Raw genomic sequence first — 12,981 nt, 5'->3', positions numbered from 1 at the left:
ATTCACCATTAAGCATAACTGCACTTATTGGTTTAAAAACACATCATCAGCAATTATCCTCACTTAATCAGCATATTATTTCAATCTTTTTTTTGGATTATAAAAAAATTTTATATTAAAACGGTAGTTAAATACGACAGTTTTTATTGCTGGTTTCATCTGTAAAAACTTACTTTAAATTCAATTGTTTTATCAATTATCTTTTTTGACAAAACAAATTTTACTTAAATTCTGTAAACAAAAATCAACAACATTTCTTGAGTCACCTATTTAGAATCACTTTAGGTAATCATTTGATAGCTTTTGCCATCATCATAAAAACAAAATTATAGAATTGCGTCTAAATACACTTTTTTCTAATCGTGTTATTGGTATTCATTTTTTTCTAATGCCAATAATTTTATTTTGGTTTTGAAGAATTCAAATCCCCCATAGCGATAATGTCTTCATTCGCATCCATCTCGCTGCTTGATTCATAGATTTATGTGAACAGTCAAGTCCTTTAACAAAGGAGAGTAATGAAATAAATATAAACAAGATAAAGATAGTTAACTTCTTCATAGTTATTTCTTTTATTTAATGAAGTTAATAGTAGAACTGAAAAAGTTAATTGCCATTTATTTCATTAATTAACATAAATGAATTTTGTGTTTAGACTATACAAAAATGAAAGATTAAGTAATCATCAAAATAATATAAAAAATCAATTTTAATTATTTTGAATGTCACAAAATTGCAATAGCACTTTTTTATTTATTAATATTATGTATATACTGTTGCTAAAATTGATTATTGAGTAACACGTTTTATGCCCTTATCTACGCTCGTTATTTTGCCTTTTTTAATATTAACCATTACTTTTGCTTCACTTTTTCAACAAAAAAAATGGCAATTACTGATTATTGTCTTAATGACAGTTTTCATCGTGATGGAACTCACCTCTGTCTATTTTAGTGGTGGTTTTATTAACTATCAGTTTTTTGTGAATTTAAATGTAAATGATATCATTGAAGGTTTGTTCATTTTTAAACTGCAAGCGGTACTAGTTATTGCTGTCTTTTTTGGGTTGGTATTTATATTGTCAAAATTGGCCAATCTATACAAACGTAAATGTCGGTTATTTATTCGCTTATTATTTGCCGGTTTTGCCATCATCTCAATAAGTTACCCTAACGGTCCTTTAAGTCGTTTGTATGAAATATATCAAGTAACGAGTGCTCCTCATAAACCGTTTCAACAAGCGCTACAATCATTAAATATGATTGACTATCCAACCAAAGATCAAATTGTAAGCCAAAAGGGCAAAAATATTATCGTATTGTCTCTTGAATCTTTTGAACAAGGCTTTTTGGATTTTGAAGAAATTACACCCAATCTACGACAATTACGCCAAGATTATACCTTCTTTGCTAATATGCCAATGAGTACGGGCAGCAGTTGGACTACCGCTTCAATGTATACTTATATGACAGGCATGCCATTTCTAATTGGAGGATACACAACCTCACCATTAATGAAAGCAAACCAAACACAATTAGTAAGCTTGGGGGATGTACTTAGACAGGCAGGCTACCAAACACGTTATGTAATGGCGGGTCCTAACTTTGCAGGAATTGGGCACACAGCTGGATTATTTGGTATGCAAATTGTCTCCGAAGAAACTTATGTTGGTCAATATCCCAATGCCCCATTTGGATTATACGACAAGGATATTTTAGATATAGCTCAAAAACAGATTATTGAGATGAACAGCTCAGGTAAGCCATTTGCTTTATTTATTTCAACAGTTTCAACTCATGCGCCTAATGGCTTCAATGATGAACGCATGCAATCAGTCATATCACCTAAAGATGATAATATGTCATTTGTCGCTGCTTCGCTCGATTATAATGTTGGACAATTTATCCGATATTTAAAAGATAATGGATTATTGGATAACACTGTGTTTTATATTTTCCCCGATCATTTAATGATGGGTGCAGGCACTGCAACAATTAATCGCTTATCCCAAAAAGAGCGCAAACTTTACCTACTCACCAATGCTAAAACTAAAAATTTACATAAAACACCCGATCAAGTCATTTACCAAATTGATCTACCTCGTTTAATTTTAAATGGTGCGCAAGTTAAAAGTAATGCTAAATTTTTAACTGATTACCTAACCGAGCCCAATTTAAATAAAAAACAATTTATTGAGCAATATAAATCAAAAATTGCAACGATAAATAATTCTGCACAAGTATTTAAATAGGTATAAAATGACAGTCGATACATTAATGCTAGTCATCACTATCAGTTTTTTAGGATTGATTTCACCGGGACCTGATTTTTTTCTGATTCTGAAAAACAGTTTGAGCTATAGCCGAAAAATCGCGTTGATGTCTTGTTTAGGCGTGATTATGGCGATATTAATTCATATGAGTTATTGTATTGCCGGTATTGCCATACTCATTGCAACAACACCGATTCTTTATAATGGATTACGTTATGCAGGTTCAGCTTACTTATTATGGCTCGGAATAAAAGCATTACTAGCAAAGAAAGCAAGTACAACTTATCTTATTCAACAATCGAACATCAAATGTATTTCCGCTAAAACGGCCTTTATGCAAGGCCTATTTTGCAATCTACTTAATCCTAAAGCAACACTCTACTTCTTAGCAATTTTCACTCAAGTATTAAGTGCAAATTCATCAATGATTGATAAACTTTTGGTAGCACTTATCATTTGGATAGAAGCTGTTATTTGGTGGCCTTTTGTTGTGTATATATTCCAAACACCAGCTGTACAACGAAAATATTTTAAAATACAAATAATTATTGATAAATTGTTAGGTATTATTTTAATAACATTAGGTATAAAAGTTGCATTAGGATTTTAAAATAAATTTCTCAATATTTTTTTACTAAAACATTATGTTCACCTGAAACTTTCTTACATCAAAACTTTCTTTTTTTGAATCTTCTATAGTTAATGATACACTGTTAGCAATATGATTGATTATAATTAACCATTATTGATTATCGATTATAGCTATATGATTTACTTATATTTAAATATATTAGGTTAGTAAATATGAACAAATTATTACAATATGGTCGAGAACTTCTTGAATTAGAACTTCAAGAAGCCCAAAAATTACCTGATCGACTAGGTAAAGATTTTATTGAAGCGTGTCAACTTATTTTATCAAATAAAGGGAAAGTCGTTGTATCAGGTATTGGAAAATCCGGACATATTGGAAAAAAAATCGCAGCATCATTAGCAAGCACCGGTAGTCCAGCTTTTTTCATGCACCCATCTGAAGCCTTACATGGGGATTTAGGTATGGTCACTAAAAATGATGTAGCCATTCTTATCTCATACTCTGGACGAGCAAAAGAATTTAACTTTATTTTACCAATGCTGTCAGCAATGAACGTACCTGTGATAGCCATTACAGGTGGATTGGATTCTCCATTAGCTAAATCAGCGCAAGCAGTACTCGATGTATCAATCGAACAAGAAGCATGTCCAATGGGACTTGCACCAACTTCAAGTTCAACCAATACTCTACTAATGGGTGATGCACTCGCTATCGCAGTTATGCGTGCTCGTGGATTCAAAGAAGAAGATTTTGCTCGCTCTCATCCTGCGGGTAGTTTGGGAGCTAAATTACTCAATCATGTCAAAGATGTCATGAGACAAGGTGATTTAATTCCAAAAGTACCTCAGACTGCAACGGTATTCGATGCCATGTTAGAATTAAGCCGAACTGGAGTGGGTTTAGTTGCAATCTGTCAGGATAATAATAAAATAATTGGTGTTTTTACCGACGGAGACTTACGTCGATTATTACTAAAAAATGGTACATTGCAAGATAGTATTAGCTCTGTTATGACAAGCCCTGGCTATCAAATACCTGAGAGTTGGAAAGCAGTAGAAGCTTTAAAATCATTTAATGATCATAATATTACCGCAGCACCTGTCGTTAATAGTTCAGGTGAATTAGTAGGCGCTTTAAATATTCATGATTTACATCAAGCGGGAATAAGCTAAAAACTATTATAAATACTTATTGCAAAAAGGTACTATCTATTGAGATAATTACCGACCTAAATTTTTGTCGTTAGACGGAGATCCAAGAAAAGTTACACAGTTAACAATGCGAATGATTAAATAAATCATTGAACGTTAATGTTGTGTTGTATATTTTAACCAAAATTAATAGATGATGAAACTACAATGGCAGAAAAGCGAAATATCTTTCTAATTGGCCCAATGGGGGCAGGAAAAAGCACAATAGGCCGACAGATTGCACAACAGCTAGGCATGGAATTTTTTGATTCAGACCAAGAGATTGAAAAACGTACAGGCGCTGATATTGCATGGATTTTTGATTTAGAGGGTGAAGACGGATTCCGAGCCAGAGAAGAAAAAGTCATTAATGAATTGACTGAAAAACAAGGCGTAGTACTTGCAACCGGAGGGGGTTCAGTATTATCGAAAGAGACTCGTAATCGATTATCGGCTCGTGGCATTGTTGTTTATCTTGAAACAACCATTGAAAAACAAATGGCTAGAACGCAAAAAGATAAACGTCGTCCACTTTTACAAGGCGGCAATACTCCAAGAGAACTTTACGAAGAACTTGCCGGCGAGCGAGAACCTCTTTACGAAGAAATTGCGGATATTACAATCAAAACTGATGAACAAAGTGCTAAAGGTGTTGCAAGTTATATTATTGAGAAAATAGAGCAAATTTAAGTCGCTTATTTTAGAAATAATGGTACTTTATAAGGCAATAATCTTTTGATAGGTTAAGGAGGAAATATGCGTGTAGATAAAGACGATCGTTATATATCAGAACAACCTAGCAAGGATTCAACGCCCCCATTAAAATTGCCTAATTTTCTTCAAAATTATCCAAAGAAAAAACTTATTATTTGCGGTTTGATAATCCTAGTTATTTTTTTAATAATAAGCTTGATTATTTTCCGACCTTCACGAAAAAGCGAACCAACGCCTTTAACGCCTCCTGTGGTTAACGGTGTTGCTTCAACAGTTGAAACGGATAATATTAATGCTGTTTATGATGGACAAAGCAATGTTACAGATAATGGAAAAACTACTGATAATTCATTGGTGAATTTGGAAAGATTGAATCCATCTAAACCTGAAGTGCCAAAACCATCTGAAAATAACAGTAATGGTATAATTTCAACTGATAATTCAAATATGGCATCAAATGCCAATCGTAATGGCGAAAAAAAACCAACTAAAAAGATAGTTAATCTAAACGACGACAAAAATAGTTTAGCTAAAAACTCTAGGATAAAAGATGATCATTATGTGATTCAAATTACTGCATCTAGGTCGATTGAGGGCTTAAAAAAATTTGTTACACAAAATAAAATAGCGAATTACCATATTTATGAAACTCAATACAGCAATGGTAAATGGTTTATTTTAGTTAAAGGTAATTATTCATCAATTGATGAGGCTCATAAAGCGATCAAGTCACTACCAACAGCTCTCCAAAAAGATAAACCATGGGTTAAGTCGGGAGCAATGGTTAATAAAGAAAAAATAGTAAACTAATAAAGGATATCGTCCATTTATCCTACTAGCAACGAAAAAATAGGAGCAACCGTTGAAGAAGCAACGAGCCTTTTTAAAATGGGCCGGAGGAAAATATGCGCTTGTAGACACAATTAAGCAATATCTACCAGAAGGGGAACAATTAATTGAACCTTTTGTTGGCGCAGGTTCTGTTTTTTTAAATACCGATTACAAAAGTTATATTTTAGCTGATATCAATCATGATTTAATTGCACTATTTAAACTACTAAAAACAAACCCTGATCAATTTATTAATGATCTTAAACCATTATTTAATGAGCAAAATAATCAATCTGAGGCATTTTACCAACTTCGAGATGTATTTAATGGTAGTAACGATCAGTATTTAAGATCGTTACTCTTTGTCTATTTTAATCGACATGGTTATAACGGGTTATGTCGTTATAATACTAATGGAAAATTTAATGTACCCTTTGGTCGATATAAAACAGTCTATTTCCCTGAAAAAGAACTTTACTTTTTTGCTGAAAAAGCACAAAAGGCTGAGTTTATTTGTGCGCCTTATCATGAGGTCATGCAAAAGGCTGAACAAAATTCGGTGATTTATTGTGATCCACCTTATATTCCACCTAATAAATCAGGAGGATTTACGTCTTATTATTCCAATATTTTTGGCTTTGAAGAGCACAAAAATTTGTCTAAATTAGCGGAAACAGTGGCATATAAAAAAAATATACCCGTACTGGTGTCTAACCATTATACTGAATACACCATGACGCTCTATAATAAGGCGAGTTATCTTTACCGAGCAGAAATGCGTCGTTCAATCAGTTGTGCAGGTGGAAGCAGAAAAAAGATTGATGAGATTTTAGCTTTATATAAAAAGTCATGAGCAAGCTTATATGTAAAGTTGATTATTTAGAGGTAGGTTATGAAAGAATTTATTATTGCACCATCAATATTGTCCGCGGATTTTGCTCGCCTTGGGGAAGATACTCAAAAAGTACTTGATGCGGGTGCAGATGTTATCCATTTTGATGTAATGGATAATCATTTTGTACCAAATCTAACCATGGGTTCAATGTTTTGCAAAGCGTTACGTGACTATGGGATTACCGCACCGATTGATGTGCATTTAATGGTTTCGCCAGTCGAAGAATTAATTACCTCTTTCGCCAAAGCTGGCGCTACGAATATCTCTATTCATCCGGAAGCGACCATCCATTTGGATCGAGCGATACAGTTAATCAAAGATCATGGTTGCAATGCTGGTATTGTATTTAATCCAGCCACCCCATTAGATTATTTAGATTATGTAATCGATAAAATTGATATTATTTTATTAATGAGCGTTAATCCTGGTTTTGGCGGACAATCTTTTATTCCTTCCACCTTAAAAAAATTACAACAAACAAGAAAACGCATTATTGATTCGGGACGAGATATTCGTTTAGAAGTCGATGGAGGCGTTAAAGTTGATAATATAGCCGAAATTGCCAAAGCTGGTGCCGATATGTTTGTAGCAGGTTCAGCTGTTTTTGGTGAACCAGATTATAAAACGGTAATTGACGCTATGCGCCAACAGTTAGCAGGAGTTACATATGCATAAATTACAAGATATTCAAGCAATCGCCTTTGATTTAGATGGCACACTTGTTGATAGTGTGCCAGGACTTACGCTTGCTGCGCAAAATATGCTTGCAGATTTAAAACTTGCCACTATAACAAATGAACAAGTAAAAAACTTTGTTGGAAATGGCATTGATGTGATGTTAGAACGCATATTTAAAGCAATTAATGTTATACCATCAGCTGAACAATTTGCCAAAGCTAAAGCACTATTTAATCAACATTATGACAAGGTCATCGATGCCGAAACTAAGCTATTCCCTCATGTCAAAGAAACCTTAAAAACACTGCATAATAATCAATATTCATTGGCACTAGTGACGAACAAACCCGCTCAATTTTTACCAGATTTGCTATCATCGCTTGGCATAAAAGAGTACTTTTCCCTGATACTTGGAGGTGGTGATGTTATTAAATTAAAACCACATCCAGCACCACTATACCAAGTCATGGCAACCTTCGGTTTATTCAGCGATCAGTTATTGTTTGTGGGAGATTCTAAAAACGATATTACTGCTGCCCAAAATGCCAAATGCCCTACTGTTGCACTAACCTATGGATACAATTATGGCATCTCGATTGCGACCAGCAATCCTGATTTTTTATTTGATGATTTTAAAGATATATTAACCTTATTACCTCAGCCCAAAGCTGAAGCTAAAAAATAATGATTAAAGATAAAAAATAACCAGATTAGGAATAAATTATGAGTAAACCGATTGTATTTAGTGGCGCTCAGCCCTCAGGCGAACTAACACTTGGCAACTATTTAGGGGCTTTAAAAAACTGGGTAACTTTGCAAAGCGAATATGATTGCGTTTATTGTATCGTCAATCAGCACGCCATTACTGTACGTCAGGATCCGCAAAAACTGCGTAAAGCAACACTTGATACATTAGCCTTATATTTAGCTTGTGGTATCGATCCGAAGCAAAGTACTATTTTTGTACAATCACAGGTACCCGCTCATGCTGAACTGGGTTGGGCATTAAACTGTTACACCTATTTTGGTGAATTGAGCCGTATGACGCAATTTAAAGATAAGTCTTCTCGTCATTCTGAAAATATTAACGCTGGACTGTTTGATTATCCTGTTTTGATGGCGGCAGATATATTATTATATCAAGCCAATTTAGTACCTGTTGGTGACGATCAAAAACAACATCTTGAATTATCACGCGATATTGCGATGCGTTTTAATGCACTTTATGGTGATATTTTTTCTGTACCTGAGCCATTTATTTCTAAGGTTGGCGCGCGGGTCATGTCATTACAAGACCCAACCAAAAAAATGTCTAAATCAGATGAAAATCGCAACAATGTGATTGGTTTACTCGAAAATCCTAAAGATATTGAAAAGAAAATTAAACGGGCAATGACCGATTCTGACGAACCACCAGTAGTACGTTATGATTTAAAAAATAAAGCTGGCGTATCAAACCTGCTCGATATCTTAACAGGTATTACCGGTAAACCAATTGCTGAACTTGAAAAAGAGTTTGAAGGCAAAATGTACGGGCACCTCAAAACCGAAGTGGCAACTCAAGTGATTGATATGTTAACCGCATTACAAACTAAATATTACCAATTTCGTAATGATGAGAATTATTTACTTTCAGTCATGCAAGAAGGGGCAGAAAAAGCACGCTCCAAAGCCAAACCAACCTTGAAAAAGGTTTATGATGCAATTGGTTTTGTATAAACAATAAGCCATTAACTGCTAAACCAAAAAACTGATAGTTAAAATTCAAAATTATTACCTATCACAAAAAAATAGTATAGATTGGCTTTAATTAATGGATATGATGAGTAACGATTAAAGTCATCTGAATATATGGGTTGGTTATGAAGATTATTATTCTTGGTGCCGGACAAACAGGCAGTGCTTTAGCTGAATACCTTGTTACCGAAAAACAAAACGATGTCACTGTAATTGATGAAAATCATGATAAATTGCAATCTTTACAAGAGCGTTTTGATTTACAGGTCATTTGTGGCAAATCATCTTACCCACAAGTATTAGAAAGCGCTGGTGCTGAATCGGCTGATATGCTGGTTGCCGTCACTAATTCGGATGAAGTCAATATGATGGCTTGCCAAATAGGTCATGTCATGTTTAATATTCCGCAAAAAGTCGCACGCATTCGCGCACCAGAATATAATGACGAAAAATATTCGTTCTTTAATAAAGATTGCATTAATATCGACCATATTATTGCTCCAGAGAATCTTATTACCAATCATGTCAGTCAGTTAGTACAATATCCAGGATCTTTACAGTTTGCTTCTTTCTACGATAATCGTGTATGTTTGGTTGCAGTCACTGCCTATTATGGTGGAGCATTAGTCGGAAGTGAACTGTCTGAACTGAAAGAACATTTACCCCATGTTGAAGCTAGGGTTGTTGCAATATATCGAAAAAACCGCTTTATTCGCCCATTAGCTTCCACACTTATTGAGGCTGGTGATATGGTCTATTTCATTACTCCACCTAGCAACATCAAAGCAGTAACAAGTGAATTACAGAGACTTGAAAAACCTTATAAGCGTATCATTATTAGTGGCGGTGGCGGCATAGCGGTTGCCCTAGCCAAACGTTTAGAAAATGATTATCAAGTCAAATTAATCGAACGTAATGCTGAGCGTGCCGAATTAATTGCCGAACAATTGGTCAATACCACTGTTTTACATGGTGAATCGTCAGATCAAGAGCTACTATCACAAGAACAAGTTGAACTGACTGATCTATTTATTGCCGTAACAAGTGACGATGAATCTAACATTATGTCATCAATGCTGGCTAAAAGAATGGGCGCAAAAAAAGTTATTGTTTTAATTCAAAAGCAAGCCTACCTTGAACTGATTAATGATAGTGTTATTGATATTGCTATTTCACCACAACACGCCACTATTTCAGAGTTATTAAGTCATGTAAGGCAAACAGGTGTAGTCAAAGTTGTCTCGTTAAGGCAAGGTGAATCAGAAATAGTAGAGGTGGTAGCTCAGGGGGATAAAGACAGTTCCAAACTGGTTGGTAAAAATATCAATGGGTTAAAGTTACCTTCAGGTGCCACTATCGGTGCAGTAGTGCGTGGGGAAGATGTGATTATCGTTAATACCGATCTAACCATTGAAAGTAACGATCATCTTATCATCTTCTTACCCGACCGTCGTGATATAACTGATATAGAAAAATTATTACAATAGCTTGTGTTAAATTTTTAGTCAGTCCATAATAAATACTCTTTGACTCGGGGTGTTTTTTGTAAAGTACAAAAAACTGAGATTTTACCCGTTGAACCTGATCTGGATTATACCAGCGTAGGGAAGTCTCAGCCTTGAAAATTCTAGATTGGCCACTCTTCCCTTAATTAATTTTAAACATCGTAGTAAGGAAAGAATATGTCTGCCATCAATACTCTACAACTAGCTCAAGTTAGGCCTTTTATTGATCATGTAAAACAACGATCTCCATTAATACATTGTATTACTAATGATGTCGTACAGAACTTTACCGCCAATGTCTTATTAGCGATTGGTGCATCGCCAGCGATGGTCATTGCGGAACAAGAAGTTGCTACTTTTGCACAAATTGCCAGTGGTTTATTAATCAATGTTGGTACCATTCATAGCAGCAGTGCGCAAAGTATGTTATTAGCCGCTGCTAGCGCTCAACAAAATCAAACACCATGGGTACTTGATCCGGTTGCTATTGGGCCTGCGCTCGCCTATCGCAGTGAAATCGTCCAACAATTATTAGCTTTTAAGCCAACAGTAGTGCGTGGCAATGCATCAGAAATATTGGCATTAAATGGTGAGACCACATCTGCTAAAGGTCCTGATGGTCAAGACTCCACCGAATCTGCTTTAAATGCAGCTAAAAAGCAAGCACTAAAACATCAAACCATTATTGCTATTACGGGCGGTATCGACTATATCACCAATGGCACGGAAACTTATAGCATCAAAGGTGGCGATATTACACTAACTAAAATTACAGGCACCGGCTGCTCGCTCTCTGCCATGGTTGCAGCGTTTATTGCCGGATCAACTAATCCCTTACTTGCAGCGGCTTCAGCTTGCTTTATGATGAAAAAAGCTGGCGAGCTTGCCAATAAACATCAAGGATTAGGCACTTACTCTGTGTCATTATTGGATAAGCTTTCACTATTTAACTCATTATATGTATAAAGAAATCACATGAAAAAACAACTCGATTTAAGTCTCTATTTAGTATTAGATCCAATGTTATGCGGTGGCATTAAAGGCATGATAGAAACCACCAAAATAGCTGTTGCCAATGGGGTAACGGCAGTACAATTAAGATCAGAACATGACTTTTCTGGCAAAGATTGGTATCACACCGCACTGGCATTAAAAGAGCTACTAAATGACACTACCGTCCCCTTATTGATTAATGATCATGTCGATATTGCCCTAGCCGTTGATGCCGATGGTGTCCATATTGGGCAAAGCGATTTACCTGTCGATGTTGCCCGTAAATTAATCGGTGATGATAAGTGGTTAGGATTTTCGGTCGCCAATCGTCAACAACTGAATGCGGTTCCATGGCAACTTGTCGATTATATTGGGATTGGTCCTATTTATCCTACCACCACTAAACAAGATGCAGAACCAGCAATAGGCATGCCACAATTATCCCAATTAGTTAATCTAAAACAATGCCCTGCTGTCGCTATAGGCGGTATTAATACCAACAATGCCACACAAATACTACAAACCGGCATTGAAGGTATCGCGGTGGTGTCAGCTATTTGTGGTCAAAAAAATGTACAACAATCTACGTTATTGCTACTCGAAAAAATACAACCAATTAAATTAAGATAGGAAGAAAAATTATGACAACAGTGGCCTTAACAATGGCCGGTTCTGATCCAAGTGGTGGTGCCGGAATTCAAGCCGATTTAAAAGCCTTTTCTGCGATCGGAGCATATGGAATGTCGGTAATAACAGCGCTCACGGCCCAAAGTACCCAAGGAGTAAATGGTGTGATGGCAATCGATCCCGAATTTGTAGCCGCACAATTTAACACCCTTTATCGTGATATCAAAATTGATTCCGTAAAAATAGGTATGTTAATGAATAAAGAGATTGTGACTACGGTTTATCATCTATTAAATGATAATCCTATTGCCAATATAGTGCTAGATACCGTAATGATTGCTAAAGGTGGACATTCACTTTTAAAATCTGATGCAGTTAAAGCAATTCGTGAATTACTATTACCTTTAGCCACGGTAATAACACCTAACTTACCTGAAGCTGCTGCCTTACTGGAATGTGATGAGGCAAAAAGCGAAGATGAAATGCAACAACAGGGGCATGACTTATTAAAATTCGGCTGTAAAGCGGTATTAATAAAAGGTGGGCATTTGCAAAGTCAAGAAAGCCCCGATTATTTAATCACCCCAACAAAAACCATCAAAATGGTATCATCACGCATCCAAACTAAAAACACTCATGGCACAGGTTGCACATTATCAGCAGCAATTGCAGCTTTGTTACCAACACATAATTTAGAACACACCGTACGACAAGCAAAAGAATACTTGCAAGGTGCGATAAGTCATGCGGATGATTTAAAAATTGGTCAAGGAATTGGACCAACGCATCATTTTTATCGATGGTGGTAAATGAAGTTTTTAATGAATATTGACAACAGGTGTGACTAATAAGATGATTAATACAATTTTTAAACATAACGACACACTAGTACGGCATAGATACTCAAAGTATTTTAATTTTGATTAATAATTGAAATCAACTAT

13 protein-coding genes and 1 riboswitch are annotated in these 12,981 nt (G+C 35.4%); all 13 genes read left to right on the top strand.

Annotated features, from left to right (window positions below):
* The first annotated feature begins 808 nt into the window (after nt 1-808).
* Nucleotides 809-2,251: an LTA synthase family protein gene (locus tag J3U19_RS00955; RefSeq protein ID WP_267345208.1), complete on the top strand. Its 1,443-nt coding sequence runs from the start codon at nt 809-811 to the stop codon at nt 2,249-2,251.
* Nucleotides 2,252-2,258: 7 nt separating this feature from the next.
* Nucleotides 2,259-2,882 (top strand): LysE family transporter, encoded by a 624-nt coding sequence (locus J3U19_RS00950; RefSeq protein ID WP_267339508.1) that lies wholly within the window; start codon nt 2,259-2,261, stop codon nt 2,880-2,882.
* Between the two features lie 194 nt (nt 2,883-3,076).
* Entirely contained in the window at nt 3,077-4,039 is a 963-nt protein-coding gene (gene gutQ / locus J3U19_RS00945) for an arabinose-5-phosphate isomerase GutQ (protein ID WP_267345207.1), read from the top strand.
* Nucleotides 4,040-4,225: 186 nt separating this feature from the next.
* Nucleotides 4,226-4,747 (top strand): shikimate kinase AroK, encoded by a 522-nt coding sequence (gene aroK, locus J3U19_RS00940; RefSeq protein WP_267339510.1) that lies wholly within the window; start codon nt 4,226-4,228, stop codon nt 4,745-4,747.
* A gap of 66 nt (nt 4,748-4,813) precedes the next feature.
* Nucleotides 4,814-5,581 (top strand): SPOR domain-containing protein, encoded by a 768-nt coding sequence (locus tag J3U19_RS00935; protein WP_267339511.1) that lies wholly within the window; start codon nt 4,814-4,816, stop codon nt 5,579-5,581.
* Nucleotides 5,582-5,633: 52 nt separating this feature from the next.
* Nucleotides 5,634-6,455 carry a Dam family site-specific DNA-(adenine-N6)-methyltransferase gene (locus J3U19_RS00930; protein WP_267339512.1) on the top strand — a complete coding sequence of 274 codons (822 nt, stop codon included), beginning with the start codon at nt 5,634-5,636 and terminating at the stop codon, nt 6,453-6,455.
* A gap of 39 nt (nt 6,456-6,494) precedes the next feature.
* The gene (rpe, locus tag J3U19_RS00925) at nt 6,495-7,172 is read left to right on the top strand and encodes a ribulose-phosphate 3-epimerase (RefSeq protein WP_267339513.1); all 678 of its coding nucleotides are present in this window, start codon (nt 6,495-6,497) and stop codon (nt 7,170-7,172) included.
* Nucleotides 7,165-7,860 (top strand): phosphoglycolate phosphatase, encoded by a 696-nt coding sequence (locus J3U19_RS00920; RefSeq protein ID WP_267339514.1) that lies wholly within the window; start codon nt 7,165-7,167, stop codon nt 7,858-7,860. Before rpe ends, J3U19_RS00920 begins: the two co-directional genes overlap by 8 nt.
* A 38-nt stretch (nt 7,861-7,898) precedes the next feature.
* The gene (gene trpS / locus J3U19_RS00915) at nt 7,899-8,894 is read left to right on the top strand and encodes a tryptophan--tRNA ligase (protein ID WP_267339515.1); all 996 of its coding nucleotides are present in this window, start codon (nt 7,899-7,901) and stop codon (nt 8,892-8,894) included.
* Between the two features lie 143 nt (nt 8,895-9,037).
* Nucleotides 9,038-10,399 (top strand): Trk system potassium transporter TrkA, encoded by a 1,362-nt coding sequence (gene trkA / locus J3U19_RS00910; RefSeq protein WP_267339516.1) that lies wholly within the window; start codon nt 9,038-9,040, stop codon nt 10,397-10,399.
* 35 nt (nt 10,400-10,434) lie between these two features.
* Nucleotides 10,435-10,537, top strand: a riboswitch (TPP riboswitch).
* A gap of 57 nt (nt 10,538-10,594) precedes the next feature.
* On the top strand, nt 10,595-11,383 hold the full coding sequence (thiM, locus tag J3U19_RS00905) for a hydroxyethylthiazole kinase (protein ID WP_267345205.1): 789 nt from the start codon (nt 10,595-10,597) through the stop codon (nt 11,381-11,383).
* A 9-nt stretch (nt 11,384-11,392) separates the two neighbouring features.
* Nucleotides 11,393-12,040, top strand: coding sequence for a thiamine phosphate synthase (gene thiE / locus J3U19_RS00900; RefSeq protein WP_267345203.1), 648 nt, complete (start codon nt 11,393-11,395; stop codon nt 12,038-12,040).
* Between the two features lie 11 nt (nt 12,041-12,051).
* Nucleotides 12,052-12,846, top strand: a complete 795-nt coding sequence (gene thiD / locus J3U19_RS00895) for a bifunctional hydroxymethylpyrimidine kinase/phosphomethylpyrimidine kinase (RefSeq protein ID WP_267339519.1) — start codon at nt 12,052-12,054, stop codon at nt 12,844-12,846.
* Nucleotides 12,847-12,981 lie beyond the last annotated feature (135 nt).

This window comes from Gilliamella sp. B2828 (assembly GCF_026537125.1).
Lineage (GTDB): Bacteria > Pseudomonadota > Gammaproteobacteria > Enterobacterales > Orbaceae > Gilliamella.
The sequence above is the reverse complement of the archived record's forward strand: the minus strand, read 5'-3'. Positions and strand labels throughout refer to the sequence as shown.

Bases quoted from the DNA above. Each gene is read 5' to 3' on its own strand.
- J3U19_RS00955 (WP_267345208.1), top strand. From the start codon at position 809: ATGCCCTTATCTACGCTCGTTATTTTGCCTTTTTTAATATTAACCATT.
- J3U19_RS00950 (WP_267339508.1), top strand. From the start codon at position 2,259: ATGACAGTCGATACATTAATGCTAGTCATCACTATCAGTTTTTTAGGA.
- gutQ (WP_267345207.1), top strand. From the start codon at position 3,077: ATGAACAAATTATTACAATATGGTCGAGAACTTCTTGAATTAGAACTT.
- aroK (WP_267339510.1), top strand. From the start codon at position 4,226: ATGGCAGAAAAGCGAAATATCTTTCTAATTGGCCCAATGGGGGCAGGA.
- J3U19_RS00935 (WP_267339511.1), top strand. From the start codon at position 4,814: ATGCGTGTAGATAAAGACGATCGTTATATATCAGAACAACCTAGCAAG.
- rpe (WP_267339513.1), top strand. From the start codon at position 6,495: ATGAAAGAATTTATTATTGCACCATCAATATTGTCCGCGGATTTTGCT.
- J3U19_RS00920 (WP_267339514.1), top strand. From the start codon at position 7,165: ATGCATAAATTACAAGATATTCAAGCAATCGCCTTTGATTTAGATGGC.
- trpS (WP_267339515.1), top strand. From the start codon at position 7,899: ATGAGTAAACCGATTGTATTTAGTGGCGCTCAGCCCTCAGGCGAACTA.
- trkA (WP_267339516.1), top strand. From the start codon at position 9,038: ATGAAGATTATTATTCTTGGTGCCGGACAAACAGGCAGTGCTTTAGCT.
- thiM (WP_267345205.1), top strand. From the start codon at position 10,595: ATGTCTGCCATCAATACTCTACAACTAGCTCAAGTTAGGCCTTTTATT.
- thiE (WP_267345203.1), top strand. From the start codon at position 11,393: ATGAAAAAACAACTCGATTTAAGTCTCTATTTAGTATTAGATCCAATG.
- thiD (WP_267339519.1), top strand. From the start codon at position 12,052: ATGACAACAGTGGCCTTAACAATGGCCGGTTCTGATCCAAGTGGTGGT.